General features: G+C 66.9%; 24 protein-coding genes and 5 tRNA genes. 14 read left to right on the top strand and 15 right to left on the bottom strand.

Features of this window, described 5'->3' with window-relative positions; all coding sequences use genetic code 11:
* Positions 1-17 precede the first annotated feature (17 nt).
* From M9952_13880 to M9952_13870, 3 genes are all read left to right on the top strand, one after another.
* Positions 18-95: transfer RNA gene (locus tag M9952_13880), tRNA-Pro, on the top strand.
* A 22-nt stretch (positions 96-117) separates the two neighbouring features.
* Positions 118-192, top strand: a tRNA-Gly gene (locus M9952_13875).
* A gap of 103 nt (positions 193-295) precedes the next feature.
* Complete coding sequence (locus tag M9952_13870; protein MCO5314010.1) at positions 296-877, top strand: TMEM165/GDT1 family protein; 582 nt, start codon at positions 296-298, stop codon at positions 875-877.
* 30 nt (positions 878-907) lie between these two features.
* On the opposite strand, the gene M9952_13865 is transcribed toward M9952_13870, so the two are convergent.
* Positions 908-1822 (bottom strand): cation diffusion facilitator family transporter, encoded by a 915-nt coding sequence (locus M9952_13865; GenBank protein MCO5314009.1) that lies wholly within the window; start codon positions 1820-1822, stop codon positions 908-910.
* A gap of 44 nt (positions 1823-1866) precedes the next feature.
* On the bottom strand, positions 1867-2295 hold the full coding sequence (locus M9952_13860) for a globin (GenBank protein ID MCO5314008.1): 429 nt from the start codon (positions 2293-2295) through the stop codon (positions 1867-1869).
* 76 nt (positions 2296-2371) lie between these two features.
* On the opposite strand from M9952_13860, the gene M9952_13855 reads away from it, so the two are divergent.
* Together M9952_13855 and M9952_13850 are read left to right on the top strand one after the other, a co-directional pair.
* Positions 2372-2445 (top strand) — tRNA-Arg (locus M9952_13855).
* Positions 2446-2737: 292 nt separating this feature from the next.
* Positions 2738-3985, top strand: coding sequence for a cytochrome P450 (locus M9952_13850; protein ID MCO5314007.1), 1248 nt, complete (start codon positions 2738-2740; stop codon positions 3983-3985).
* Here M9952_13850 and M9952_13845 read toward each other — a convergent pair whose 3' ends face one another.
* A complete protein-coding gene (locus M9952_13845; GenBank protein ID MCO5314006.1) occupies positions 3986-4504 on the bottom strand; it encodes an SRPBCC family protein in 519 nt (172 codons plus the stop codon). It abuts the gene before it with no gap.
* A gap of 135 nt (positions 4505-4639) precedes the next feature.
* Positions 4640-5452 (bottom strand): SDR family NAD(P)-dependent oxidoreductase, encoded by an 813-nt coding sequence (locus M9952_13840; protein MCO5314005.1) that lies wholly within the window; start codon positions 5450-5452, stop codon positions 4640-4642.
* A gap of 167 nt (positions 5453-5619) precedes the next feature.
* On the opposite strand from M9952_13840, the gene M9952_13835 reads away from it, so the two are divergent.
* Positions 5620-5696: transfer RNA gene (locus M9952_13835), tRNA-His, on the top strand.
* A gap of 60 nt (positions 5697-5756) precedes the next feature.
* Here the strand turns inward: M9952_13835 and M9952_13830 are convergent.
* On the bottom strand, positions 5757-7184 hold the full coding sequence (locus M9952_13830; GenBank protein ID MCO5314004.1) for a CoA transferase: 1428 nt from the start codon (positions 7182-7184) through the stop codon (positions 5757-5759).
* Between the two features lie 73 nt (positions 7185-7257).
* Between M9952_13830 and M9952_13825 the strand changes: the two genes are divergently transcribed.
* Positions 7258-8517: a hypothetical protein gene (locus M9952_13825; protein ID MCO5314003.1), complete on the top strand. Its 1260-nt coding sequence runs from the start codon at positions 7258-7260 to the stop codon at positions 8515-8517.
* 130 nt (positions 8518-8647) lie between these two features.
* Positions 8648-8720: transfer RNA gene (locus tag M9952_13820), tRNA-Lys, on the top strand.
* Positions 8721-9031: 311 nt separating this feature from the next.
* On the opposite strand, the gene M9952_13815 is transcribed toward M9952_13820, so the two are convergent.
* Together M9952_13815 and M9952_13810 are read right to left on the bottom strand one after the other, a co-directional pair.
* A complete protein-coding gene (locus M9952_13815; protein ID MCO5314002.1) occupies positions 9032-9454 on the bottom strand; it encodes a hypothetical protein in 423 nt (140 codons plus the stop codon).
* Between the two features lie 66 nt (positions 9455-9520).
* Positions 9521-10198: a sterol desaturase family protein gene (locus M9952_13810; GenBank protein ID MCO5314001.1), complete on the bottom strand. Its 678-nt coding sequence runs from the start codon at positions 10196-10198 to the stop codon at positions 9521-9523.
* 110 nt (positions 10199-10308) lie between these two features.
* Here M9952_13810 and M9952_13805 point away from each other — a divergent pair, with 110 nt between their 5' ends.
* Positions 10309-11451: a sterol desaturase family protein gene (locus tag M9952_13805; protein MCO5314000.1), complete on the top strand. Its 1143-nt coding sequence runs from the start codon at positions 10309-10311 to the stop codon at positions 11449-11451.
* Between the two features lies 1 nt (position 11452).
* Here M9952_13805 and M9952_13800 read toward each other — a convergent pair whose 3' ends face one another.
* Complete coding sequence (locus M9952_13800) at positions 11453-12556, bottom strand: DUF4436 domain-containing protein (GenBank protein MCO5313999.1); 1104 nt, start codon at positions 12554-12556, stop codon at positions 11453-11455.
* 71 nt (positions 12557-12627) lie between these two features.
* Positions 12628-14268, bottom strand: a complete 1641-nt coding sequence (locus tag M9952_13795; GenBank protein MCO5313998.1) for an ABC transporter substrate-binding protein — start codon at positions 14266-14268, stop codon at positions 12628-12630.
* Positions 14269-14488: 220 nt separating this feature from the next.
* On the opposite strand from M9952_13795, the gene M9952_13790 reads away from it, so the two are divergent.
* Entirely contained in the window at positions 14489-15508 is a 1020-nt protein-coding gene (locus M9952_13790) for a transglycosylase family protein (GenBank protein MCO5313997.1), read from the top strand.
* Between the two features lie 7 nt (positions 15509-15515).
* Here the strand turns inward: M9952_13790 and M9952_13785 are convergent, their stop codons facing one another.
* The 5 genes from M9952_13785 to M9952_13765 form a co-directional block, all read right to left on the bottom strand.
* Positions 15516-16874, bottom strand: a complete 1359-nt coding sequence (locus tag M9952_13785) for a hypothetical protein (protein MCO5313996.1) — start codon at positions 16872-16874, stop codon at positions 15516-15518.
* A complete protein-coding gene (locus M9952_13780) occupies positions 16871-19768 on the bottom strand; it encodes a DEAD/DEAH box helicase (protein ID MCO5313995.1) in 2898 nt (965 codons plus the stop codon). The genes M9952_13785 and M9952_13780 overlap by 4 nt, the downstream gene beginning before the upstream one ends.
* Before the next feature lie 103 nt (positions 19769-19871).
* The gene (locus tag M9952_13775; GenBank protein MCO5313994.1) at positions 19872-20357 is read right to left on the bottom strand and encodes a septum formation family protein; all 486 of its coding nucleotides are present in this window, start codon (positions 20355-20357) and stop codon (positions 19872-19874) included.
* On the bottom strand, positions 20354-21196 hold the full coding sequence (locus M9952_13770; GenBank protein ID MCO5313993.1) for a glutaminyl-peptide cyclotransferase: 843 nt from the start codon (positions 21194-21196) through the stop codon (positions 20354-20356). Before M9952_13770 ends, M9952_13775 begins: the two co-directional genes overlap by 4 nt.
* Entirely contained in the window at positions 21193-22422 is a 1230-nt protein-coding gene (locus tag M9952_13765; protein MCO5313992.1) for a TRAM domain-containing protein, read from the bottom strand. The genes M9952_13770 and M9952_13765 overlap by 4 nt, the downstream gene beginning before the upstream one ends.
* Before the next feature lie 86 nt (positions 22423-22508).
* Here M9952_13765 and serB point away from each other — a divergent pair, with 86 nt between their 5' ends.
* Positions 22509-23768 carry a phosphoserine phosphatase SerB gene (serB, locus tag M9952_13760; GenBank protein ID MCO5313991.1) on the top strand — a complete coding sequence of 420 codons (1260 nt, stop codon included), beginning with the start codon at positions 22509-22511 and terminating at the stop codon, positions 23766-23768.
* 52 nt (positions 23769-23820) lie between these two features.
* Here the strand turns inward: serB and M9952_13755 are convergent, their stop codons facing one another.
* A complete protein-coding gene (locus M9952_13755) occupies positions 23821-24654 on the bottom strand; it encodes a 50S ribosomal protein L11 methyltransferase (GenBank protein ID MCO5313990.1) in 834 nt (277 codons plus the stop codon).
* A 56-nt stretch (positions 24655-24710) separates the two neighbouring features.
* Between M9952_13755 and rpe the strand changes: the two genes are divergently transcribed.
* The 3 genes from rpe (at position 24711) to M9952_13740 (ending at position 26382) form a co-directional block, all read left to right on the top strand.
* Positions 24711-25412: a ribulose-phosphate 3-epimerase gene (gene rpe, locus M9952_13750; protein ID MCO5313989.1), complete on the top strand. Its 702-nt coding sequence runs from the start codon at positions 24711-24713 to the stop codon at positions 25410-25412.
* A 7-nt stretch (positions 25413-25419) separates the two neighbouring features.
* On the top strand, positions 25420-25848 hold the full coding sequence (locus M9952_13745; protein ID MCO5313988.1) for a hypothetical protein: 429 nt from the start codon (positions 25420-25422) through the stop codon (positions 25846-25848).
* A 90-nt stretch (positions 25849-25938) separates the two neighbouring features.
* A complete protein-coding gene (locus M9952_13740) occupies positions 25939-26382 on the top strand; it encodes a CAP domain-containing protein (protein MCO5313987.1) in 444 nt (147 codons plus the stop codon).
* The last annotated feature ends 39 nt before the right edge of the window (positions 26383-26421 follow it).

Raw genomic sequence — 26421 nt, 5'->3', positions numbered from 1 at the left:
GGCCCGTTCGGGGCCATCGGGACGTGGCGCAGTCTGGCTAGCGCACCGGCTTTGGGAGCCGGGGGTCGAGAGTTCGAATCTCTCCGTCCCGACCAACCGCTATAGTGGCCAACTCCTGCGGGTGTAGCTCAATGGCTAGAGCCCCTGCCTTCCAAGCAGGCTATGCGGTTTCGATTACCGTCACCCGCTCCATCGAAACGGCGTGACCGGTTGGTGGTTGGCTGAGATCCTCGGCGAACCACCAACCGGTCGCCGGCCTCGAAACTCCCGCACCGACCACCATCGGGGATGCAAAATGAGTTCCGCCCTGACGGCGTTCGCCGCGGTGTTTCCCGCCGAGCTACCCGACAAGACGATGTTCGCCACGATCGTGTTGACGACGCGATATCGACGGCCCCTCGCCGTGTGGGTGGGTTCGGCGGCGGCGTTCGCGATGCACGTCACGATCGCCGTAGCCGCCGGCGGCCTGCTCGCCAAACTGCCCGACCGGGTCGTCAACGTCGTCGTGTTTTTCATGTTCGCCGCAGGTTCGGCATTCCTGCTGCGCGAGGCCCTGTCGGGCCGCGACGAGGAGGAACACGATCTCGGCGCCACCGGTGACACCTCGGCCAAGGCGGCAGCACTCGCGGCGTTCGCCATGATCGGGCTCGCGGAACTCGGCGATCTCACCCAGTTGACCACCGCATCGCTCGCAGCGCGCACCGGCGACCCGTTCGGCGTGGCCCTCGGAGCGTTCGCTGCGCTGTTGGCGGTGTCTGGGCTTGCCGCCACCTTCGGGTCGAAGCTCACCGAGCGGTTCAGCCTCGACAAGTTGAACTACGTCGGGGCCGCCGTGTTCGCCGGGTTTGCTCTGTGGACGTTGCTCGACATCATCTGAACGACGTGCCTCGACCGAGCCATGCGATCTTCACCAATCGACCGCGTCACAGCCTTCGTGGTCGAGCGGCTCGACCTGAAGGGTCGCGTGATCGAGCCCGTGTTTGGCCGCGAGCATCGAGCGGGCGTCGTCGAGCACCGAGTGAGCGTCGGCCCCGGGGGCGGTGCGGAGGTGTGCGGTCAACACCTCCATCTCCGAGGTCAGGGTCCACAGGTGCAGGTCGTGCACGTCCACCACGCCGTCCAGCGCGGCGAGGTCACGGCGCAGTTCGTCGATATCGATGTGGCCGGGGGCGACCTGGAGCAGCACCCGCAACGCCTCGGCACCGAGACGCCAGGCCCGCGGCAGGATGAACAGCCCGATGGCGCTGCCGATCGCCGCGTCGACCCACCTCCATCCGGTGACGTGCATCACCACCGCCGCCACGATCACGCCGAGCGATCCCAACGCGTCGCTCAACACCTCAACATAGGCGCCCTCGATGTTGAGCGATTCCTTGGCACCGGCGCGCAGGAGCGCGAACGCCGCGACGTTGACGCCGAGGCCGATCACCCCGACGATCAGGACCGGCATCGAGGCGACCTCCGGTGGGTCGCCCAACCGAACCGCCGCCTCGTAGAGCACATAGCCTGCAACGCCGAATAGCAGCACGGCGTTGGCCAGCGCCGCGAGGATCTCGAGACGGTAGGTGCCGAAGGTGTGCGTTGAGCGGCTGCTGCCCCGCGACGCGACCACGATCGCGGTGAGCGCCATCGCCAGCCCCAGCGAATCGGTGGCCATGTGACCGGCGTCGGAGATGAGCGCCAACGATCCGGTGGCGAACCCGACCACAACCTGCACGACAAGAAACGCGACGGTCAGCGCTAACGCGATCGCGAGCGGCCGGCGGTGGCGCTGCCCGCCACGTGCCGCGGTCGCGTGGTGATGGTCGTGACCGTGACCCATCCGAGCCTCCTCGCTGTTGTGTGGACGCCGCCGGTGGGGCGGGATCAGTCCTGTTCCGGGATGCGGTCGTTGCGCATGAACTCGGCGCTCTGCACGAAGTACTCCCACATCGTCGCATCGATGGCCGGGTCGATGTCCATGACATCCATCGCCGAACGCATCGCCCGAAGCCAACGGTCGCGACCGTCCTCATCGACGGTGAAGGGCAGGTGGCGCATCCGCAGGCGCGGGTGGCCGCGAGTGTCGGTGTAGGTGCGCGGCCCGCCGAAGAACTGGCTCAGGAACAGGCGGAATCGTTCTCGGGCAGGGCCGAGGTCGTCGCGTTCTGGGTACAACGCGACCAGCGGCTCGTCGGCCTCGACGTTGTCGTAGAAGTGATCGACGAGCTCGCGAAAAAACGCTTCCCCTCCGACGGTGTCATAGACGGTGGGTTCGTTCACCCCACGGGGCATTCCGAGTGGACTCGTGGCCATCACCCGACACTACTGCCCGGTCCGGGCCTGGCCACGAGGCGTCGCCGGGTGACCGCTGAGTACACTTGTCACGCCTGCCTCCGTAGCTCAGTTGGATAGAGCGGGAGCCTTCTAATCTCTAGGTCGTAGGTTCGATTCCTACCGGGGGCGCAACGCGGCGATTCGACCACGGCGACCAATTACGCCGTGGTGTTGGCATATCGCGCGAAAGTGCGGCAGACTCAGCCGCGAAGGTGGGCGTGGCCGGGGCTCCCGCCGCCCTTGGCCCCCCACCTTCACTTGTTCACCGCAGCACTTGTTCACCGCAGTGGAGCGGTTGGTCGTGGCCGGCTTGGAAGTGATGGACGGCTTGAGCGCGTGTCCAGCTATGCTGCGAGCCGTTGAACGCTCGTTCAATAGCGTCGTCGGTTGGCGGCGCATCACCGCTTCGCAGGGGGAATCCATGCCCAACGACGAGTTCGCCTCGATCAGCCTCACCGATCCCGCGCTCTACGACGACCCGTGGGCCTATTACGCGTGGCTTCGCGACGAACATCCTGTCTGGTTCGACGCGAATACCAATATGTACGCCATCAGCCGCCACGCCGACGTCATCGAGGTGTCGCGCAACACCGAGCACTTCATCTCCGGGCTCGGTGTGCGTCCGGTCAACGCCGTGCCGTTGTCGATCGTGTCGATGGACGACCCCGAACACACACGTCAACGACGCCTGCTGTCGCGGGGATTCACGCCGCGACAGGTGCGCAAGATGACCGAACACGTTCGGGAACTCACCAACGAGGTCATCGACGAGGTGGAAGGCTCCGGCGAGATCGATTTCGTCGGCGACCTGGCGATGCACGTACCGCTGATGGTGATCTCGGAGTTGCTCGGCATCGATCCGAGCATGCGCCGCACGCTGTACCAGTGGTCCGATCAGATGATCGGCGCCGAAGCGGCGGGCCCCGACGACGTCGAAGCGCTCATGGCGGGTGCCGAGGCATTCGAGGGATACACCAGCCACATCGCCGGGCTGATCGAGGCCCGCCGAGCCGACCCTGGCGAGGATCTCATCTCCATCCTCACCGCTGCCTACGACGCCGGGGAGCTGAAATACGAGGAGGGCCACCTTCAGAATTACGAGGGCGGTGAAACGGTTTCGGATCTCAGCAGCGATGAGCTGCTGATGTTCTGTGTGCTGTTGATGGTCGCCGGCAACGAGACCACCCGCAACGCCATCGCCGGCGGAATGCGCGCCTTCAGCCAGAACCCGGATCAGCGGGACCTGCTGATCGCGAACCCCGATCTGATCGACTCGGCGGTCGAGGAGATCGTCCGCTTCACGAGCCCGGTCATGAACTTCACCCGCACCGTGGCGAAGCCGATCACACTGCACGGGGTCGACCTCGTCGAAGGCGATGTGGTGTTCATGCTCTATCAGTCGGCCAACCGCGACGACCGGGTGTTCGACAATCCGGAGGAGTTCCGGATCGACCGGAACCCGAATCCGCACGTCGCATTCGGGTTCGGCACCCACTACTGCATGGCATCCAACCTCGCCCGCATGGAGATCAAGGTGGTCTTCGAGGAACTGTTCCGGCGACTGCCGGACATCACGTTGAGCGATCCGCACGGCCCGATCGACCGCTCACCCTCCGCCTTCGTGGCCGGCATTCACTCGCTGCCCGCCACGTTCACCCCCGTGGGTTGATCAGTCGTCGGCAAGCACCGGGTTCGACGCGGCATAGGACGCCAGCTTCTTGAGGAAGCTGGCGTTCGCCTTTTTCATGCCCGCAGCGACGACCCCCGGCATCCGGGCCGACGGGCCGCCGATCCGCATCGCCATCGTCCAGGACACCTTGCAGCTTCCGTTGCCGAGGTCGTAGATGCGGTACTCCTCGACGAAGGCTTCCGGGCCGCCCTTGGTGGTCTGGTTGAACCGGAAGGCGAAATGACGGGGCGCATCCCACGCGAGGTACTCCTCGTAGCCGACGAGGCCGCCGACCATGGTCACGGTTCGGGTGGTGCCGATGCCGAGCGGTTTCGGCGAGGTCCATTCGACCCCGACGATCGGCTTGACCCAGCGGGTCCACGACTCGCCGTCGGCGAGAATGTCCCAGAGTCGTTGTCCGGTGCAGGCGACGACCTGATTCACCGTCACCTTGATCGGGGCGTCCGAGAGGAACCCCAGATCCACCCGTTCACACTCGACGATTTCGCCCTTACCCATCGCTGCCCCGTCCCCTTCACGCCGAACACGTCCCGCCGCACACTACCTGTTCTCCGATAACCAGTGGTCGTGATCACGACCACTGGTTATCGGAGAACAGGCTGGCGCGGGCAGGCGCTGGCCGGTCAGCGCTGGCTACTCGGCGACGCGGCTGGTGAGCCGTCCGATGAGTCCCGAGCGGCCGGGCGCGAAGCGGGTGATCAGGCTGACCATGTGAGCGTCGGGACCGACGACGACACGGGCCTTGTTGCGCTCGATGCCTTTCACGATGCCGTTCGCCACGGCTGCGGGTGGACGCATCACGATGGGTGCGAGCCGGTTCTTGCCCATGCGAGCGAGCCGATCTCGTTCCGCGCCCCGCGCGTGTTGGGTGATGTTGGTGTTGATCGACCCCGGAAACACCGTGGTGACACCGATGCTGGTACGGATGAGCTCCGCTCGAAGCCCCTCGGTGAACCCGCGCACCGCTCCCTTGGTCAGTGAGTACGCGACGTTGTGTGGCAGCCCGACGAGTCCGACCATCGACGAGAGGTTCACGATGTGGGCCTCGTCTGCCTCGTGCAGGTGCGGCAGGAAAACGCGGCACCCGTGCACCACTCCCCACATATTGATGTTGACGATCCACTGCAGGTCCTCGACCGACTCCCGTTCGAACGAACCAGCGGAGGTCACCCCGGCGTTGTTGATGAGGATGTTCACCGCACCGTGTGCTTCGAGGACCTCGTTCGGCAACGCTTCGAGCTGAGCGACATCGCTCACGTCGACGGTGTGCACCGAGGCGGCCGGCCCGATGGTCTTGACCAGGTCGGCGGTCTCATGGGCTGCGGCCTCGCTCCGGTCGACCACCGCAACGCGGGTTCCGCGCTCGGCCAACGCCAGACACGTCGCTCGGCCGATCCCGCTCCCGCCGCCGGTCACAACGGCGACCCGATCCACGAATTCCTTCATCGCACCCTCCTTTGGTCCACAGGACGATACTGGCGCTGTACTGGACGAATGGACGCCCGGTCTCGTGCGGTCCGTCGGGCCGGAGGGGCGCTCACACGGCTGTGAACGCGGCCGCGAATCGGTTTCGTGCCGATCGGGCGGTCCGGCTATAGTCGCCACCGCCCGTGGTGGGTGTAGCTCAGTTGGTTAGAGCGCCAGTTTGTGGCACTGGAGGCCGGGGGTTCGAATCCCCTCACTCACCCCACGGAACCGCCCCCGATTTCAAACTTCGGGGACAGGCCGAGACCATGGAGGCTCGCAGCCTTCAGTTCGACCAGCGAGGTTGATGACGGCCGAGCGGGCCGGCCTCGTAGGCCCACACCTGGGGCGCACCATCGACACCTGCCGCTGGCCCGACGACGCGAGCGGGGCCCCAATGAGTCGACCGCTCGACGGGTGGAATTTCGTCGAGCGAGGTTGGGGCGGCCTCCACGTCGGGGACAGGTAGCGACCACAGCAGGTTGGCCATGCCGACGAGGGATGCGTGAATCGTGGCGACCCGACCGTCGACGAGCCGCTGGGTGAGCGCTTGGGCGACCGCCGCGCCCAGCAGCCACCCCGTCGCGTGGTCGAGCGCCTGCACCGGCAGCGCACCCGGCGCTCCATCCGATGCCCGCTCTCGATCGGCGATGCCGCAACTCATCTGCACCAGACTGTCGAAACCTCGACGGTCGACCCACGGCCCCTCCCATCCGTAGGCATTCTCCCGCGCGATGATCAGGTCCGGGTTGAGCGTACGGAGTCGATCGTGCCCGTATCCCAGCCGCTCGAGCGCGGCGGCCCGAAGGCCGCACACCAACACGTCCGCGCCCGCCACCAGTTCCTCGAAAGCGATCCGGTCGTCTGGGCTTCGAAGGTCGAGTGCCGCGCACCGCTTGCCCAACGTCGTTTCCGGCAGCAGCGAGGTCACCTCCTCGAATCCTCGGGGGTCGACCCGCACCACGTCGGCGCCGTATCCCGCGAGGAACCTCGTGCACGTCGGCCCGGCGATCACCCTCGTCAGGTCGACCACCCGCACTCCGCTGAACGGCTGCGCACCGCCGCCCGACCATTTCGGGGCCGCAACGGCCCGGGCCCAGGTGGTCGCCAGTGCGGTCGGCGCGGCGGTGGCCGAACCGGCTTCGGAGCCCAGCCACTGTTCGCGGGTTCGCATCGCCGCAGCCGCTCCCCCGTTGTCGACCACGGCATCTTCGAGTTCGTTCGAGTCCATCGTGGCGACCGCGGCCTGAACCCCGGCGCGATCGTGTGCCCCGAGAACCTCCTCAACCGCCGATCGGTGCGACGCGTAGTTCGTGTGCAGCCGGATCCATCCGTTCGCGGTCTGATAGTTGCCGGCGATCGGATCCCAGATCGGCGGCCGCTCCCAGCCGATGGGCTCGAAACGCGACTCGAGTGCGAAGGCCGCACACGCAGCCCGACTGTCGACGAACACCCGCGGTGTCGTGCCCAGGTCGTTTCGAAGTTCCCAAAGCCGTGCCGCCGCCAGCGTCGCGTTCGCCACGGCGCCCAAGGCGAGCCCAGTGATGTCGAACGACGACGGCCACACCACGCGGGACCCGCTCACCGAAAGCGCCGAGGTTTGGATGCCGGGGTCGCCGGAGCCGGTCTCGTGCCCCTTGCTCACGCGGTCGACGACATCACCGAAGGCCGCCAAAGCCTCGTTGGAGTTCATGGTTCCGTGCAGATCGTTCATGGCACGATCCTCCGCCCGGCACATCCCCTCATCAAGATTGATTTACGTCAATGTTGTTGATGAGAATGTCCAGATGGGAGAGCTGGTCCCGGCCCGCGAAGCCGCGCTACGACTTCGTGTCAACGTCAACACCCTCTACGCCTACGTCAGCCGTGGCGCTCTGCGTCGGGTTCCTGGCCCCGACGGCAAGACGAGCCTGTACGACGCCGACGAGATCGATGCGCTGGCAAGCCGGTCACGCCCGCGGACCAAACGTCGGGCACCCGCCAGCATCGACCTCCTGGTCGCCACCGAAATCAGCACCGTGACCAACGGCGTCGTGCGGTACCGAGGGATGGACCTGTCGGAACTCATCGACGATCACCTCCCGTTCGAGACGGTCGCGGAGCTGCTGTGGCAGACGCCGGCCACACAGGTCGGCAAAGGATGGACGACCGAGTGTGCCAGCCGCGGGCGCCGGCGCTCGCCCGCGCCCCACATCGATGAGTCGACGACCATCCCCCGGCTCATCGAGGTCATTACCCGACGACAACTCGATTCCGACCGTGCGCCGCTATCGAACTTTGGTGACCGTGATGAGTGCGTCGACTGGACCGATGCGGGACGGCGAGCGATCGAAGCGATGCTCACGGTCGAGGGCGTCACCAGCGACTCCGGTTCCGGAAGCGCCGGTTCCGGAAACGCCGGTTCCGGAAGCGCCGGTTCCGGGAGAGTCTCGACACGATTCGGCGTCGCTACACGACTGTGGCATCTGTGGTCGCCGCTCAAGGCGACCCCTGCCCGGGTCCGGGCGATGAACACCGCTCTCGTCCTGCTCGCGGAACACGGCCTCGCCCTGTCAGCGCTGGCGGTTCGAGTCGCCGCCTCGGCGCGAGCACGACCCGACACCTGTCTCATCGCCGGCCTGGCCGCGCTCGACGGGGCGCTCCATGGGCGCGCCAGCGCCGCGGTGCATCGAGAGTTTGTCGAGTCGGGGAGGTCTCGCGCCGACGAACCTTCACCGTCGCTCGGTGTCGGCCACGTCGTCCACCGCAACGATCCCCGTACCGCAATGTTGCTCGACGCGGTCTCGGCCATCGCAACGGCGGGCGATCGTCAACTCATCGAGGCCGTCGCCACCGAGGCGGGTGGGAGCGCCAACATCGATCTGGCGCTCGCCGCCCTCGCCTACGTCGGTCGAATGCCCGTCGGTGCGTCGACGGCGGTGTTCGCCATTGCCCGAACGGCCGGTTGGATTGCCCACGCACAGGAGGAGTACGACGAACAACCGCTGCGTTTCCGTGGCCAGGCCATCCACCGCACCGCGAACGCCTCGACACAACGACCCGGTTGAACGGACGACCCGGTTGAACGGACGCCCGACTTGGGCCCCATTTGCATTTGGCGACCCCAACGGCTGAGGCAGTAACATGACCAACGCCCTTGACGGGTCGGCCTCCACGAAGCCGCCCCCGATGGCAGATGCGCCTCTAGCTCAATTGGCAGAGCAACGGACTCTTAATCCGCAGGTTCTGGGTTCAAGTCCCAGGGGGCGTACAGCGCAAACCCGCCAGAAATGGCGGGTTTTGGCGTTTTCGGAGAAGCGTGTCGACGCTGATCCTCAAGTTCACCTCGGCAGGCCGGTCGCCAGGCTCAAGGCGCCGCCAAGATGGCCTTCAACTCTTCGACCGACAACGCACCTTGCCGATTTCGGTGAACCATCCGGTGGCAGTTCGAACACAGGAGCGCCAGATCGGACGCTTTCGTCGTGCCGGCGCCGAACTGGGCCAGCGGGCGAGTGTGGTGACACTCGATGAAGTTCTCCCCCCAGTTGCCCGTAGATCGCCGCGAAGTCGAATCCACATGCCTCACATGCCAGTTTCCCGGTCTTCTTGCGCACCGAGTCCTTCTTCTTCGCCACCCGACGCTCGGAGAAATCTCCACGGGACACCGGGAACCAGACCCTGAAGCAACTCGGTCGGCAACCGGTCCGCCGGGTCGAGCACCCGATCCCATTCCACATCGACGTAGGGAGCGTCGGCACCCGAGCCGTCCCACTTCTCGGCGAGATAGATATCCGAGGCCGCGACGCCGCTCGCGATCAGACCACGATCGACGTTCTGGCGAAGCAGGAAGACCCGGTCACCCGGCACGATCCCCTGTGTGCGCGCTCCCATCGACCACGCGCCGCGCCACACCTTGCCGGCGGATGTGTCCGTGATCGCGGCCGCCAAGTCCTGCGGCGACAGCTCCGACTTCTTAGGATTCCACGTAGCGATGAACGTTCCCACCTACACCCCCCGTTGTTGTGGTCCCATACGGATTCGCGCCGGGCGTAGCGACGGGATGAGACCGCCTCAGCGTACCCTTGCGCCGACCTCCGAGGCGGGGTCGTTCGACGTCGGAGCGAGGTTCGCAAAGGCCCTCGCCGTGTCGAGCGCAATGCCGCGCTCGGTCGTCGAACGGTCATCGCCAACGATCACGTAGTCCCCCACAAACTCGGGACGCAGGTTCCCGTCCTCGTCCAGGAGCCACGGCATCGCCAAGCGCCGGGGAACCCTGACGACGTCTGCGGTGTAGGCCGTGCCGAAGACGTGGTCCCACAATGGGATCGTCACCTGCTGGTTCTTCGTCGGATGCCCGAAATGATGTTGAAAGTGGTTGATCCGCAGCCACCGTTCCCAGCGGTTCCGCGGCCCGCGCAGGTGAGCGGCACGGTGATGCCACTCGTAGAAGAAGTACCCAACCGTCCACCCCGCAGAGAAGGAGAACGCCACGACGGATGGCACCCACCGAGACCCGAGCCAAGCGAGCCCGGCTCCGACGAGCACGACCCCCAGCCAGGCGAGCAGCAGCACCGGGTCGAACCTCCAACTCGCCCGCACGTGGTGGCCCAGGTGCTCCCGCGACGCCAGCCCCTTGCCCTTGGCCCAGTGAAAGCTCGAATGCAGGAGGTACTCGCCGAGCGTCCACGCAAACGCACCCGCCGCGAAACAACCGACGATCGCGAGCGCCGCAACGACGAGGGCTGCCATAGCCTGATGCTACCGAGGCCTGTTCTCCGATAACCAGTGGTCGTGATCACGACCACTGGTTATCGGAGAACAGGCAGTGCCGGAAAACAGGCAGTGCCGGAGGGTGTCCGATGAGTATCGATCCGACCGTCGCCGCCACGCCGTGGTTCTTCGCCACGATGTGGCTCGAGAACCGTTGGCTCCAACGCCGCCCCGACGACCACACCCTCGACGCCGCCAGATTCGAGCGTCGCGACACCCGGGCGAACCTCGCGCTCGCCGTCGGCTCGGTCGTGGTGCCCCTCGCCTACTCCCAGGTTCGACCGCACCTCGAGGTCGGCCGAGGCAAGGCCGCCAAACCGCTGCTGACCCTGGCCGCGGCCGGGGCGGCGATTGCCACCGTCGCAGACGCAGTATCGACCCGTCGCCGCCGCTCCCGACGAGTCGCCGCTGCCCCCGACAGCGACCGACCGACCACACCCACCGAACGCGACGCCACCGAACGCGACACTGTCGAACGGGTCGGTGGAACCGCGGCCGCCGCGGCGATCGGGATCGCGACGGTCGTCGCGTCCGCAACTTGGACCGAACGGACCTCACCACAGCGGCTGTGGGCCAGGCGTCGCGGCGACCTCGGCACGGGGATCGCCGCCTGGACCCTCGCCATCGTGGGGTGGGATTTCATCTACTACTGGAACCATCGACTCCAGCACGAAACCCGCTTCCTCTGGGCGATCCACGTCGTGCATCACAGCTCCGAGCGCTACAACCTGTCGGTTGCGCTGCGCCAGCCCGTGCTCGACATCGTCGGCATCTTCGTGCCGAACGGACTGCTCGCCTACCTCGGGGTGCGACCACGGCTGATCGAACTGTCCCGATCGATCAACCTCGTCTACCAGTACTGGGTTCACACCGAGGCGATCGACACTATGGGTCCGTTCGAAGGGCCGATGAACACGCCCTCGTATCACCGGGTCCACCATGGCGTGAACCCGAACTACATCGACCGGAACCACGGCGGGATCTTCATCGTCTGGGATCGCTTGTTCGGCACCTTCCGCAAGGAGGAGGAGCGCCCGACCTACGGCCTCACGAAGAACCTCAATACCTTCTCACTGCCGGCGATCGCGTTTCGCGAATACGCCGACATCATGAGAGACATCGCTCAATCCCGTAGATGGAGCGAGCGCCTGAGTTATGCGTACCGCGGACCGGGCTGGGCCTACGGGCAACACGCGCGACGCGCCGTGCCTGCGCCGGGTCCCACGACCTGAGCTACACCCCTCCGCCATCGGGCCGAGGCTCGGGCGGCCGGGCGTCGGTGATCGCCGCGTGTTCCTTGGTCGTGAGATCCTCGCGGCCGTCGCCGGCGCTGCCCTTGTTCGATTTGGCATCGAGCTTCTTGACGGCCGGCGGGGCCACCACCTCCGGCTTGGCCCGTTGCAGCCAGACTCCGACGGTGGTGATGAGGGTGATTCCGGTGATCCCCACCGCCCAATAGAACGCGACGAAGTCCAGCAGGGTCCCCGGCGGGGGCGACCCCGGTAGGGAATCGCGAAGCGGCGGCAACGCGAACAACACGCCGACGAAGTAGCCCATCGCCCAGAACGGCAGGTCGATTCGCCAGATGAGAATCGCCCACACGATCATCACGCCGACGATCGCCAAACCCCACATGAGGGCCATGACCCCGATCGCCCACACCGTCGTCGTCAACGGCCGATGCACGAGGTACGCAACGCCCACCGCCTCGTTGGGCACCGCGAGATCCTGGTCGAGTTCGTTGACGTCGACGTTGAAGTCGCTCACCTCGGCCGCGAGTTCGACGGTGATCGGAACCGATTCGGTCTTGGTGGTGCCGGTCACGATCACACTGCCATCCGCGGACTGCTCGGTGTTGCTCACCACCAACTCCAGACGGAAGAACAACCCGAACTCGTACTCGTCGAAGGGGTACCGCTCCACCGAATTGCCGCTCAAGTCGACCGACACGTCGACCGCGCGCACCGCTTCACCCTCGGCGAAGGTGACCGTGTTGTCGCCTCGGGCGTCGTTGACCCTCAGCAACAACGGGTCTTTGAGACCGCTGCCGTCGAGAAGTCCGATCGACGGCAGGATCGACATCTGCACCCGAGCGATGCCCGACGTCGGGGCGATCGACACCACCGTGACCCGCACCCGCGCTCCGTCGTTCGGAATCTCGGTCTCCTCGGACAACAGATGCAGCGGGTTCGACGGCCGATTCATCGCGACGATGAGGGCGACCACCGGCCCCAGACACAACAGCGACACCACCGTCAGTGCAACGATCTGGGTCTTGTTCGGGCGCCGAGGCGACCCCTTCACCCACGTTCGACTCTTGGGGTTCACCGACGTCACCCGAACATCCTCCCAAACCCGACGCCCGCCGCGGGTGCCATGGCCTGTGACGGGCGGCCGACCGCCGTGATCTACGCCGTTCGGATCGAGAAGGGATCGACGGTGAAGTAGGTGGCGTCGAAGGTCACGCCGTTGCCGAACCAGTGCTTCACCGGCTGCGAGAACGGCACGATATCGGCCGCCGACAGCGCAGCGCGCTCGGCTTCGTGCCACGAGGAGCATCGCTGCTCTGAGTCAACGTCTGCAGCCAGCGCCGCCGCCGCATACGCGTCGAATTCCAGGTTGCTGATCCGCGAGAAATTCGCGACGGCGGAGGTGCCGATCTGGTTCGGCCACGAACTCAGGGAGGGGTCCGAGGAGACGTACGGGTACATGCCGACGTCGAAGTTGTCGCTCAGCAGCTTGGCGATCGATTCGTCGTAGGTGCCCACGAACAGATCGACATGGAAGCCGCCCGCTTCGAGCGCGTCGGCGATGTACTGCGGGGCCATCCCCTGGAAGTTGTTTCCGACGACTCGGATGACGAGCGGGGTCCCGTCCGGGCGCGTCCGAAACCCGTCGGCGCCGACGACGTAGCCCGCCGAATCGAGCAGCGCGGCCGCCGCAGCCGGGTCATAGGCCGGTGCGGCCTTGGCCAGGTCCTCGCTGTAGCACGCAAGGTTGGGGGTGAACATCGTCCGGCGGCTGATGCCGGTGCCTCCCGTCTCGGCGGCCGACCCCTCGACGCTGTCGAGCAACATGGCCATCCCTCGCCGCAGCTGCGGGTCCGCGGTGGCCGACTGCTCACGCTGCATGAAGGTCACCGCATTGGTCCCCCATCCTGCTGCTGGGACGGCGACCAGGGTCGGGTCGCTCGCCAGGAAGCTCGAGATCGACGACTGCGTCGCGATGATCTGCACGCGGTTCTGAGCGAGCAGGTCCGCCGCCGTCGCGTCATCGCCGATCACCGACAGCGTCACGGTCTGAGGCAGGTCGGTGATGGCGGTTCCGGCGGGCAGATTGGTGTAGGCATCGCGGCGCTTCAACAGGTAGGTGCCGGGCTGCGAACTGATCAGTTCGTAGGGGCCCGAACCTTGCGGGGTGCGCCGCAGGGCCTCCCGATCGACCAAACCTGCTGGGCACACGATATGGCTGCTGCTGGTCATCGCCGGGAGCATTTCGTTGTACAAGGCACCGGTCTCGATCGTCACGGTGTTCGCCCCCTCGTCGACACGGACCTCCTTGAGTCCGCCGGGGCCGAACACCCCTGCTCCACCCATTCCGCCCTCGGTACCGAGGGTTCGAATGGACGCACCGACCGCAGCGGCATCGAGCGCCGTTCCATCGGAGCACGTCAGCCCCGAGCGGATCTGGAAGGTGGTCGAGGTCCCCTCGGTGGTCCACGACTCGGCGATTCCGGGAACCACCTTTCCGTCGCGGTCCACCCTCACCATCGTGTCGTAGACGAACCGGAATGCCTGAAGTGCGCCAGAGTCTCCGAGCGATCCGAGCGGGTCGAATGAATCGACGTCGAGCAGCAGCCCCAGGGTGACCGTCGCCGGAGCCGGCCCGGACCCGGCGGGACCGATTCCCGCTGCCTGTTCCAGCGACGTGGTGTTCGAGGCACCGGCCGGCCGCTGGTCGGGACCTTCATCCGCTGTCGCGCTCGAACAGGCCGAGGCCGACAGCGCCAGCGCGGAAATGACGACGACGAGTCGTTTCGTGCACATCATTCGGGCCACGGTAGGAGCGAAATTCTCCGTTGCGGTTGGGCCGTTCGGCTCATTTGCGCGAGGCGGCCTTGACCGGCCCCGTTCACCGCCGATCACTCCCATCGATTTCTCATCGTCACCCTCGGCGCGCGAATGTCTCGCTGTTCGGGTTCCCGTTCGCTACGCCCGAGTATCAGGTGATCGCTTCAATGTCTGTCGAAACCATGCCGATCGGTGACACATGCCCAGCACCATGGTGACGCGCTCGAAGCGGTGGATCGCTGCGCTCTCGCTCGCCGTCGCCGGTTCCCTCGGCGTCACCGGCGGGCTCAACCTCCCCGGCGCCGGCGAGTTCCCGGTGCCGATGACCCTCCCCGAGGCGGCAGCCCAGAGCACCGCGCCATTGCCTTCGCTCAGCGACGCCCAAGCCGCCGTCGTGGCAGCCGAGGCCCAGGTCGATGCGGTCGCTCGCATGCAGACCGCCGCGCAGCATCGACTCGAAGGGCTGAACCTCAGCGAGGCCTCGCTCGTCGAACAGATTGCGGCCGCCCGCCGGGAAATGCGCCGCTGGACCGTCGATGCCTACACCTCGGACCGCCACGGCCTCGCGCAGTTGCTGGCAGAACAATCCGACCCGATGGAGCGATCCGCCCGCCTCACGTTCGCCTCGAGTACGGCCAGCCAATTTGACGAGGCGGTGCGTCACTACGAACGGCTCAAAGCTCAGGTCGAGCCGGCGCTCGTCGAACTCGCGGACGGGATCGACCAACTCGCAGCAGACCGCCAGTCGGCCGACAACGCCCTCCTTGCCGCACGAGCGATGGAGGCCGAGGCCGAACGGCTTCACGCCGAGGCCCAACGCCAGGCGGCGGCCGCCAAGACGCTCAAAACCCGAGCGACCCAGGCGCCGACCCACGCCCAACCCAACACCAATGCCGACGCCGACACCGGCGCTGGCGCCTCGAGCAGCGATAGACCCGGCGACGGTGCCGTCCAGGGCGCTCCCGCTCCGGCCGGCGGACCGACCGAGGAGCAGTGGGAACGCCTGCGCCATTGTGAAGCGACCGGCAACTACCAGGCCGTGTCCGCATCGGGAAAGTACCGTGGCGCCTACCAGTTCGACTACCAGACCTGGGCGACCCTCGGACCTCCCGGCGATCCGGCGGCAGCATCGCCGGCCGAACAAGACCGTCGAGCGCGCTTGCTGTATGCGTCGAGGGGTTGGCGTCCCTGGCCTCAGTGCGGCCGACACCTGCGCTGAGCCGCTCTCATCGATCGGGATCGCGAAGGTCGACCTCGGCGCCGTCGAGCAGTTCGACGAGATCCTCGCCGATCGCCTCGATGACCTGACGGCCGCTACGGCGGGTGGCCACGATCGCCCACCGTCCGCTCGGCGCCCGTCGGATCTGGCGCCCGTCGTCGAGCAGCACCCCCGTCGAACGGGTCCGCAACCGGCCGTCGACGACACGACCGAGCTGCTCGACCTCCAACTCGCTCAACCGTCGGGGGCGCGCCAAGAGGTCGAATGCGTCGGGGCCGACGCTCGGCCAGTGGGCGACGATCGCCGCCAACAGTTCCGGAGCGACATCGAGACGCGACGCGGCGTGGTCGGCCGGGATGCGTCCGGCGACGACGAGCCGGATCATGTCGAGGTCGCGGTCGAGGCCAAGACCTGCCGCCGTGCGAGCCTCGGCCGCCGTCGCCCCGTCGATCGCCGCCAGCGCAGCGCTCGCACGAGCGACCGCATCGGCCGCCAGCGCGTCGATGCCGCGCTGGCTCACGCCGAGTTCGGCCGGCGGCGGAGTTGCAGCGAGGCGTGGCCGGCCTACCAGCCGCCGCGTCGACGGCTCCCAGTTCGAGACCGATGGGCTGCGCCGCCACGCAGGTGCCGCGTCGACGAATTCCGCATCGCCGCGGGTGAGGATGGGGCTCACCACCCCGCTTCGGAACCCGCCGGATCCGACAACGCCGCCGACGACGTCAACGCCAGCGCCTCGGGGGGTGACAACGAGAGCGCCACCGCCCGACGTGGCGGCATCGGTCGACTCAGCGTTCGCTGATGCGAGCACCACAGAAGCTCCGCCCCCGCCAACTCCACCCCTGCCGGCACCCGTCACCCCGACGGCTCCCTCGACAAATGCCCCGCGGTCGCCGTTTCGCAGCGTGACCACGAGCAGCGGATCGTCGTCGAGCATCGTCGCAATGTGATCACACAGCGCCAACGCGTGGGTGCACAGCGTGCCGCCGCGTTCGCAGCTGCAGTCGACCGAGGTCGTCGCCGAGTCGAGCCACATGGTCACCCCGGCCTCCGCGGCCGCCTCCAACAGGTCGTCGGGCAGGCGGCCCTCGACCACCGCGACCTGCCAGCGGGCGTCGCTTCTCACCACCGCCGCGACGGCCGTCCAGTCCTCGTTCGCCACCCGGGCGAAACCGACGCTGGCACGCCGAGGTTCGCTGCCCCGGCCGGCGACCGACGCGCTCACCAGACCGGGTTCGACCGACACCTCGTGGAGCGCACCACGGGTGTTCATCCCACGACCGCGACTCACGTCGCCGCTCGTCGCCAGACCCTCCGCAACGAGCCGCTCCATCCAACGGCTGCCGATACCGGTCGTCTCGGCACTCATCGAAGCACCTCCATCGATTCGCGGGATTCGGATCGCAACTCGACGAGTTCACCCAGCGCGTCGTCGTCGAGTTCGGTGATCCACGCCTCTTCGCTCGCTCCGACGATCGAGGTTGCGAGATCACGCTTCCGTTCGATCATCTCCGCGATTCGCTCGTCGATCGTGCCCGCGGCAATGAGGCGATGAACGATGACCGTTTCTCGTTGGCCGATTCGCCAGGCCCGGTCGGTGGCCTGATCTTCGACGGCGGGGTTCCACCAACGGTCGAAGTGGATGACCTGCGATGCCGCGGTCAGGTTGAGCCCGGTGCCGCCCGCTTTCAGCGAGATGATGAGCACGCCGAGCTCGCCCGCCTGGAATCTGGCGACGAGCGCGTCGCGCGCCGCAGCCGGCAACCCACCGTGCAGCACCTCGGAATGAACGTGTTGTTCGGCGAACCTCCGCTGGAGCAGCGAACACATCTCGACGTACTGGGAAAACACCAGTACCTGGCGGTCGTTGTCGACGGCATCGGTCACCAGGTCGCAGGCCGCCTCGAGTTTGGCGGACCGGCCGGCGAGCACCCCATCGGCTTCGTGAAGGTAGTGGGCCGGATGATTGGCGATCTGCTTGAGCGCGGTGAGCAGTCGAAACACCATGCTCGATCGCTTCGGCCCTTCGGCGCGTGCGATTTCGGCGAGCGATTCGCGCACGAGGGCCTCGTACAACGACAGCTGTTCGGCGCTGAGCGTCACCGTGACGTCTGAATGGATTCGCGGGGGCAGATCGTCGGCAACCCCCGGATCGGTCTTGAGCCGACGCAACATGAACGGTGCGATCCGCTCCCGGAGGCGCTCGGCAGCCAGCGGGCTTCGGTGCTTTTCGATCGCAACGACATAGGCCGTTCTGAATCTCTCGGCCGAGCCGAGCAGACCCGGTGCCGCCCAGTCCATCACCGACCAGAGTTCGGTGAGTCGGTTCTCGACCGGAGTTCCGGTGAGCGCAATCCGTGCGCGGCTCGGGATCTCCCGCAGCGCCCTCGCAACGCGGCTACGCGGGTTCTTGATGTGCTGCGCCTCATCGGCCACGACGAGTCCCCAGCGCATCTGCGCCAGACGATCGGCGTTGCGGCGAGCGACCCCGTAGCTCATCACCACGACACCGCCGTCGGCCGGCGCCTCGAGACTGTCAGAGGAGCCGGAGACCACCCGAACCGGGGTATCCGGAGCAAACTTTTCGAACTCACGGCGCCAGTTGCCCAACACCGACGTCGGCACGATGACCAGGGTCGGCGCCCAGCCCTCGGCCGCGAGGGTCAGGTGCAACGCAATGACCTGGAGGGTCTTTCCGAGCCCCATGTCGTCGGCAAGGATCCCTCCCAGCCCGATGCGGCACAACTCCGCCATCCACGACATCCCGCGCCGCTGATAGGGCCGGAGCTGCGCGCGCAGCCCGGGCGGCGCAGCCAGTTCCACCAGCGCATCCGGATCGCTGAGCCGGGCACGCAACTCGTCGAAGTACTCGTCGGATTCGACCTCGATGACCTCGCCGTCGTCGTCGACGGTCGACCCGGCCATGGCCCCGGCGACCGCTCCGGCCCCCACGACGGCGTCGGGAACCGTGCGCAACCGCTCGACCAGGGCGGGGTCGGTGCGAACCCACCGGCCGCGCAGGAACACGACCGACCGTTTGGCATCCGCGAGGACCTCGAGTTCGCGGTCGGTGAGTCGCTCGCCGTCGCAGAACACTCTCCAGTGGAACTTCAACAACGTCGACAGCCCCAGCGTCGCGGTGTCGTCTGCTCCGCGCGGCGCCGCGGTGGCCGTGCCCACGAGGCTCGGGGTGAAATCGGCGTCGAAACTGGCGGGCCACAGGACCTCGATCCCGGCTGCCTCGAGGCCCTCGGCGACCTCGATGAACTCCAACAGCCCGTCGAGGTCGACCTCGATGGGCTCGCCGGGTTCGGTTCCGGTCGCCGGCTCGAGAGGAGCCCACATCGTCGCCGCTCGTCCGAGCGCGACGAGCGACTCGAGTTCGGTCGCCGCCCCGAACCGACGGCGCACCGGGTCCGACAGACGACCGAGCCTCGTCATGTCGACCACCAGCGACCCCTCCCGCGTGCTGCGCAACTGCGGGATGACCTTGAAGCGAGCCAGTTCCTCGCGCTGGGCCCGGGTCAGGTGACCGTCGTCGAGCGCCCCCTGGCCCGCGGCATCTCCTTCGATGAGCCCGTCGGAGACGATGTCGAGCGCCTCGACGCGTAGCCCGAGCCTGGTCGACGAGATCAGATGCCCGTAGGCCCACGTCGTCCATGGCCGAGCGGGTTCGGCCGGCGCAGCATCGAGCGCCGCCCACAAGTGCGACCCTGCCACCTCGCCCGCTGCCGCGGAACGCACAAACCGGTCGACCACCGCATCGAGGTAGGCCCGCAACAGCCAGGCCGGGTCGACCATCGCCGCCGTGTTGTTCGACCCGTCGAGTGGAATCTCTGCAGCGAGGGCGAACGCCTGCGGCGGGGCAGATGCCGCCAGATCGGCCAGCACCGCATAGTCGAGTGGGTCGAACGGGTCGATCTGCCAGGCGTCGTAGCCGGCGGTGCTCACCGCCGGAACGAACCGGCCCCGTTCGATCAACTCGAGCGCGAACCTGGTCGCACGCCGATAGGTCTGAGCCGATTCAGACATCGGGGTATCGACGTCGAGCAGCGCCTCGAGGGCGGCATCGAGCGGAACCCGCGCCACCGGCTGAGCTTCGACATCGATGCGCGAACCGCGCCGGATCGCCAACCGTTCGCTGGATGACGCGGCGAACAGCCCGCCGGTATCACGTTCATCCCACAACACCAGCGAACCGGCTCGGGGCGGGTCGGCCGGCACGAAGGTGACCTGGTTGTTCCAGTTCCATTCGTTCGTCACGGGTCGAGACCCTAGCACGGTCAACGAACACGTGTTCGGATTATTTCGAACACGTGTTCCGAGTCTGGCGCTGGGCTTTGCGCTGGACCCGCTTTCAGCCCGTTCAGCCGCTGTCGCCACCCTTGAGCGGCGTCGCAACCCGCCCCTCGCGATCCTCGGTGAAGATCAGCAGGCACTCGACCTCGCGATCGTCGTCTCGGGTCCAACTCTGCTCGGTCGGCGCCAGATACACCACGCGGATCTCATCGCCCATCTCCGCCGCCGGAAAGCCGACACTGGGCTCGAACGCCTCGTAACACAACATACGCGAATCGGCGTCGAGCTGTTCCTGCCCGGGAAACTCGTCGCCGGTGAGACGGCCGACGGCGAACACCTCGTATCGATGCGGCCCCTCACAGCTCGTCGTCGGCGGGTCGGCCTCCCGTCGCCCCACCACCTTGGCGGTCGAAGGTAGGCATTCGCCCGGCGACAGCGACCGGTAATCGGCCCCACATCCCATCGATACGATCAACAGACCTGCGGCGATGGACCCGAGGGCAACCCGAGAACGGCCCCGACGCCCACTCGAACGATCGACCTCGACGGTCATGGCTGCACCTCCACAAGATCGACGACGAACAATGTCGGCCACAGCTTGCCCGTCAGCCACAGGCGCGTCGGCGGATCTCCCGGTCGATGGGCGATGCCGTTCAGGGTCATCTCCTGCGTCCGAGCCGAATCGGCCCACAGGCCGGATGCGTCGACGGTCGCTGCGACCTCCCCGCTCGCCGGGTCGATCCCCACGATCGTGTCGGAATGCCACACGTTGGCCCACACCATCTCGTCGACCCACTCGAGTTCGTTCAACTGATCGAGCGGCTCGCCGTCGATGGTGACGGGCAGCGTCTTGACGACCGTGAAATCGCTCGGGTCGCGAAATGTCAGTGTCGCTGATCCATCGCTCTGGATGAACTGCGTTCCGTCGTAGGTCAACCCCCACCCTTCGCCGTCGTAGGTGAACGTACCGAGGTCGTCGCGGGCGTCGTAGCTCCATCGATATGCCCGGCGCTGTTGCCAGGTGAGCTGCACGAATCCCTCGGGGCCGATCGCCAACCCTTCGCCGAAGACCGACTCCGGCAGGTTCTGCACCACCTCGACCTCGCCTGTTTCCGGAACGATCCGACGCAACTGCGACCGCCCGACCAGACCGGTCCCCTCCCACAGCACCGACGAGTCGTCGAAGGTCAGTCCCTGTGTGAAGGCCTCCGGGTCGTGTGGGTGTGTTTCGACGACCTCCACCCGATAGCGCTTGGCCGCCGCTGCCTCGATCTCGGTGTGCGGCGATTCGTCCGAACCGTTGTCGCCGCGGCCACACGCGACCAGCGTGCAGCACGCGACCACCAACAGCACCCGGGCCGTCCTCGGCGACGACACCTGTGCTGTCCTCACCGTGGCGCCCCGGCGACCGGCACCAACGTCGATACCACCTCGGCATGGGAGGTGTTGGGGAAGAGATCGATCATCTCGACCGAGACGAGCGCATAGCCCTGATCTGCGAAGAGCCCGACGTCGCGGCCCATGGCGGCGACGTCACAGCTGACCAGCACCACGACCTCCGCCCCGGTGGCCGAAACCTTCGACACGCCGATCGCTCCCAGGCCGGATCGGCTCGGGTCGGCGACCACGACATCTGCGGGGTCGGGCCTCCACCGCTCGAACGTCGAACGGACCAACTTCGCCCGCTGCCCCAGTTCGGCCAGATTCACGCGAGCATCAGCAACCGAGGAACGGTTCGACTCGACCGCGACCACCCGGTCGGCCTCGACCGTCGCCGCGAACAACCCGACACCGCAACACAGGTCGACGAGGCGCCGCGGCGACGACCCCCCAGCCGTGTCGATACCTCGGCGAACCGCCTCGACCAGCGCCTCGGCCCCGTCGGGTCGCGTCTGGAAGAACGACCGCGGCGAAATGCGGAACCGGCTGCCGGCGACCATCTCATGGATCACTCCACCAGGATCCTGGCGACCGTCGTTGGCACCCACCAGCAGGTCGTCTCGGCTCACGACCGACACATCATCTGGCACCGACACCGTCGACGGGTCGCCATCGGTGAGGACCATGCGCTCCCCCGTGCGCGAACCGACCCGGATCATCACCTCACTCGCATCGCCGAATCGGCCCTCCACCAGTAGCTCCTCGACGAGCGGATGCGCGACCTCGCAAGCGGCAACCTCGACCAGGTCGTTGGAACCACGACGCCGCAGCCCGGCCCGCCCACCGGCGACCCCCGCGCGAAGCGTCGTGCGGAATCCAACCGTCGCCAACTCGACGACGTTCACCGAGGGGATCGCATCGAGGCGGCCGATTCGGGTGGCGGCATCGCGAATCATCGACACCTTCGCGTCGCGTTGAGCCCCGAGGGTGGAATGCGCCAGGTCGCAACCCCCACATCCGTTGGCCACTTCCGCACATGTCGGTGCGATGCGCTCGGGCGACGCAGCCACAACCTCGATGACCCGGCCCCGGGCAAACCGCTTCTTTTCCTCCAGGATCTCGACGACGACCTGCTCGCCCGCCAACGCACCGGCGACGAACACGACCCGGCCACTGTCGTCGCGCCCGAACGCCTCGCCGCCCGTCGCCAATCCGGTCGTTTCGAGAAGAACACGCACGTCGTCACGCTACGCGTCCCCAAGCCCGCCCTCGCGCGCGGGCGCGGCGGTGGAGCCACCACTTCGGGCGCCGGTAGCGTAAGGGCGTGAGCGACCCCCAACCCGAGGACCCCGAGCGCACCGAGAACCACACGGCGGATCCCACCTCGACGGTCCTGGTGACGGTGTCGGGCCCCGATCAGCGGGGGATCACCTCGACGCTGATGGAACTGCTTGCACTGCACGGCGCCGTCATCGACGACGTGGAACAGGTGGTCGTTCGCGGCCACCTCGTGCTCGGGGTCGTGGCGACCGCACCTCTGGTCCGGCAGGCCGCGCTCACCCATGACCTCGAGTCCATGGGCGTCGACCGTGGGCTGCAGATCACCGTCGCAGCAACCGATCCCACGCCGACGCGACGCGACCACGGCATGGTCGTCACCGTGGTCGCCCGCTCGATCACCTCGACGCATTTCAACGCCGTCGCCCGGGCCATCGCAACCGCCGGCGGAAACATCGATCGCATCGTCCGCCTGGCGCGCTATCCGGTTTCGGCCTATGAGATCCAGGTCCAACGCGGCGACGAGGAGGCGCTTCGGACCCAGCTCGTGGCCGTGTCACGGGAGTTCCACATCGACGTCGCCATCCAGCCCGGTGGCCTGGCACGCCGAGCGCAACGGCTCGTGGTGCTGGACGTCGACTCGACCCTCATCCAAGACGAGGTCATCGAACTCATCGCCGAGCTGTGCGGCTGCGGCGAACAGGTCAGAGACATCACCGAACGGGCGATGGCCGGCGAGCTCGATTTCGAGCAGTCCCTACGCGAGCGGGTCCGGCTCCTCAAGGGGCAACGTTGCGAAGACCTGGCCACCGCGCTCGGCCGAGTCCGCCTCACCCCCGGAGCCCGCACCTTCACCCGCACCTTGCGACGCCTCGGGTTCCGCATCGCGATCGTCTCCGGCGGATTCACCTATTTCACCGACGCGCTCAAGGCCGACCTCGAACTGGATTACGCGTTCGCCAACGAGCTCGAGGTCGTCGACGGCCGGTTGACGGGCGAGGTCGTCGGTCCGGTGGTCGACCGGGCGCGGAAGGCCGAACTGCTGCGCCACGTGGCCGAACTCGAAGGTATCGCCCTCGACCAGACCGTGGCCGTCGGCGACGGCGCGAACGACCTCGACATGTTGGCCACCGCCGGGCTGGGGATCGCATTCAACGCCAAGCCGGTCGTTCGAGACGCCGCGGCGGCGACCTTGAATGTTCCCTATCTCGATGCCGTGCTGTTCATGTTGGGTGTCAGCCGCGGCGAGGTCGAGGCCGCCGATGCGGCCGAGGGCATCGTCGAGGAACCCCCGCCCGTGAACTGAACGGACACGTCCCACGGCGGTTGCCGGCGACTGCCGGCGACTGCCGCCGCGATCAACGTCCGACGCGGAAGCTGCGCCGCCGCAACGCCACAGTGCTCCAACCGTCGAGATCCCGCCGCCATACCGGTTCGAAGTCTCCGTAGGCTTCGAGCGCATCGTCGACCTGTTCGACGAGCAGCCCGCTCAGGATCAAGATCCCGTTGGCAGCGACGCGAGCTCCGATCGGTCCGGCCAACTCGCACAGTGTCCCCAGGCCGATGTTCGCGAGCACGATCTCGAAGGTCTCGACGATGGAGCCCACCGGCGTGGTGGAGGCTTCGACCAACTCGGGAACGCCACTGACCAGGGCATTCGCGAGCGTTGCGTCGACCGCTGCGAAGTCGACGTCGATCCCGACCACCGCCTTCGCCCCCAACAACGCGCTCGCCACGCTCAGCACGCCGCTGCCACAGCCGACGTCGAGCACCCGCCACCCGTCGAGGTCTCCGATCCTCAGAATCGCCTCGACGCACAGCACGGTTGTCGGATGTGCTCCATGGCCCCAGGCACGTCCGGGATCGACCGACACGACCAGGTCGCCGGGGCGAGCGATCGGGTCCACCCATGGCGGTTGAATCACCAGCCGCTCCCCCACTCGCACCGCACGGGCGAACGGGCGCCACGCATCGAGGTACGCCTCGACGTTCATCTCGCTGCGCGTGACTTCCCAACGGGTCCCGAGTTCGTCGACGGCGTCATCGGCCGCGTCGGATTCGACCCCCACGAGCAGACGCACCCTGCCATGGGGTTCGTCGCGCTCCTCAATCCCGGCGACTCCCAACGACCAGCACAGGCCACAGGCGAACTCCACCTCGTCCGCTTCGACCACGAACTCAAGCGATTCCATCACCTGAGGCTACGGCGCGAACGCCCCTGCCATCGCAGCCAACTAGCGTGGCCCCCATGATCTCCACGCCCGGAACCGACCGACCGATCCAGATCGCCCCCTCGGTGTTGCCAGCGAACTTCGCCCGACTCGGCGAGGAATGCCAGGCGTTGGAGAAGGCGGGCGTCGACCGGATCCAATGGGATGTGATGGACGGCGTGTTCGTCCCGAACCTCACCTTCGGCCCCGATGTCATCGCGTCGGTGCGCGATCTCGTCAGCTTGCCGTTCGAGGCCCACCTGATGGTGGTCGAGCCCGACAAGTTGATGGGCCGCTACATCGATGCCGGCTGCGAGATCGTCATCGTGCACGCCGAAGCCTGCCTTCACCTGCACCGCACCCTCGACGCGATCAACAAGGCCGGCGCCAAGGCGGCGGTCGCGCTCAACCCCGCAACCCCAGCCTCGGCCATTCGCCACGTCATGGATCTGCTCGACATGGTCCTGGTCATGACGGTGAATCCCGGTTTCGGTGGGCAGGCCTACATCTCCACCATGGAGCCGAAGGTCGCCGAGATTCGCGGCTGGGTGGTCGAGGAGGGCTACGACTGCGACATCGAGGTCGACGGCGGGGTCGGGCCGGCCACCGCATCCGGGCCGGCGAGTGCCGGCGCGAACGTCCTGGTTGCGGGCAGCGCCCTGTTCAACCACCCCGGCGGGCTCGCTGCGGCGACCACCGAGATTCGAGCGATCGGCCAAGCCGCCGCGGCAACTCGATAACGACCCGGTGAAGCCTCGTCCTCTCTTCGCCACGCGCACGATTGCGGCCGCCGCCTCGTTCCTTCTCGTCGGCCTGACCGCGTCCGCATGCACCAGCGACACGGACCGGTTCTGCAACGACCTTCGACACATCGAGAGCCTGTCGAGCCTCATCACGGCGATCGAACGTCGTGATGAGCGCAGCATCACCAACGGCCTCGACCAGCTCCGCAAGCTGCAAGACATCGCGCCGTCCGAGATCTTCGACGATTTCCGAGCCCTCGTGGACGCGTTGAGTGCGACGGTGCAGATCACCCTGAACACCCCCGACGAGATGGGTACAACGGGCCAGGTCGATGCGACCGAACTCACCGCTCAGCTCGAAAAGATTGACGCTCCGGCTCACAACGTTGCGGAATTTGCCGAAGAGAACTGTGGAATCTCGCTCAATCCGTAACATTCCGTCACATAATTGCAACACTATTGCAATAGCGTGGTAGACTGTTTACACGCCAGACTAGGGCGAGCTGAGGGGAGCAATCACAGCATGCACGCCACCATCCGCACCACGTCAACATCACGCCGAACCGTTGCGTTGGTGCTCACCACCCTGATCGCACTACTTGCCTCAACAGGCTGCGACCGGGCCATGGCGGGTCGCTCACAGACGCTGGCCAACGAAGCCCGCAATGCGCGAGGAACGCACTCGCTGGTGTGGGACGAACAGGCCGCAACCAAGGCCCAGGCTTGGGCGAATCACCTTGCATCACAGGGGTCGCTCGCCCACAGCCGCCTGACGGACGGGATGTCCGGCTACTCGGCATTGGCAGAAAACGTCGGCTACGCGTCGAGCGTCGAAGCGGTGCACGATCTGTTCATGAACTCCTCCCAGCACCGCAAGAACATCCTCGGTGGCCAGTACACCTCCATCGGGGTGGGCGTCGCCCAGGCCAACGGCTCCTATTACGTGGTCCAGGTCTTCAAGGGCTGAGCCACGGCGGCCCGGCCGGGCCACCGACCCGACACAACT

The organism is Microthrixaceae bacterium, assembly GCA_023957975.1.
Taxonomy (GTDB): Bacteria; Actinomycetota; Acidimicrobiia; order Acidimicrobiales; family Microtrichaceae; genus JAMLGM01.
This window is presented reverse-complemented; position numbering and strand designations above follow the sequence as displayed.

What these genes read in the sequence shown, in the direction of transcription:
- M9952_13775 (MCO5313994.1), bottom strand. Translation starts at nt 20,357, where the DNA reads ATGACCGTCGAGGTCGATCGTTCGAGTGGGCGTCGGGGCCGTTCTCGG.
- M9952_13840 (MCO5314005.1), bottom strand. Translation starts at nt 5,452, where the DNA reads ATGAAGGAATTCGTGGATCGGGTCGCCGTTGTGACCGGCGGCGGGAGC.
- M9952_13845 (MCO5314006.1), bottom strand. Translation starts at nt 4,504, where the DNA reads ATGGGTAAGGGCGAAATCGTCGAGTGTGAACGGGTGGATCTGGGGTTC.
- M9952_13755 (MCO5313990.1), bottom strand. Translation starts at nt 24,654, where the DNA reads ATGGAATCGCTTGAGTTCGTGGTCGAAGCGGACGAGGTGGAGTTCGCC.
- M9952_13795 (MCO5313998.1), bottom strand. Translation starts at nt 14,268, where the DNA reads ATGATGTGCACGAAACGACTCGTCGTCGTCATTTCCGCGCTGGCGCTG.
- M9952_13860 (MCO5314008.1), bottom strand. Translation starts at nt 2,295, where the DNA reads ATGGCCACGAGTCCACTCGGAATGCCCCGTGGGGTGAACGAACCCACC.
- M9952_13870 (MCO5314010.1), top strand. Translation starts at nt 296, where the DNA reads ATGAGTTCCGCCCTGACGGCGTTCGCCGCGGTGTTTCCCGCCGAGCTA.
- M9952_13830 (MCO5314004.1), bottom strand. Translation starts at nt 7,184, where the DNA reads ATGAACGATCTGCACGGAACCATGAACTCCAACGAGGCTTTGGCGGCC.
- M9952_13850 (MCO5314007.1), top strand. Translation starts at nt 2,738, where the DNA reads ATGCCCAACGACGAGTTCGCCTCGATCAGCCTCACCGATCCCGCGCTC.
- M9952_13790 (MCO5313997.1), top strand. Translation starts at nt 14,489, where the DNA reads ATGCCCAGCACCATGGTGACGCGCTCGAAGCGGTGGATCGCTGCGCTC.
- M9952_13810 (MCO5314001.1), bottom strand. Translation starts at nt 10,198, where the DNA reads ATGGCAGCCCTCGTCGTTGCGGCGCTCGCGATCGTCGGTTGTTTCGCG.
- M9952_13865 (MCO5314009.1), bottom strand. Translation starts at nt 1,822, where the DNA reads ATGGGTCACGGTCACGACCATCACCACGCGACCGCGGCACGTGGCGGG.
- M9952_13740 (MCO5313987.1), top strand. Translation starts at nt 25,939, where the DNA reads ATGCACGCCACCATCCGCACCACGTCAACATCACGCCGAACCGTTGCG.
- M9952_13805 (MCO5314000.1), top strand. Translation starts at nt 10,309, where the DNA reads ATGAGTATCGATCCGACCGTCGCCGCCACGCCGTGGTTCTTCGCCACG.
- rpe (MCO5313989.1), top strand. Translation starts at nt 24,711, where the DNA reads ATGATCTCCACGCCCGGAACCGACCGACCGATCCAGATCGCCCCCTCG.
- M9952_13785 (MCO5313996.1), bottom strand. Translation starts at nt 16,874, where the DNA reads ATGAGTGCCGAGACGACCGGTATCGGCAGCCGTTGGATGGAGCGGCTC.
- M9952_13825 (MCO5314003.1), top strand. Translation starts at nt 7,258, where the DNA reads ATGGGAGAGCTGGTCCCGGCCCGCGAAGCCGCGCTACGACTTCGTGTC.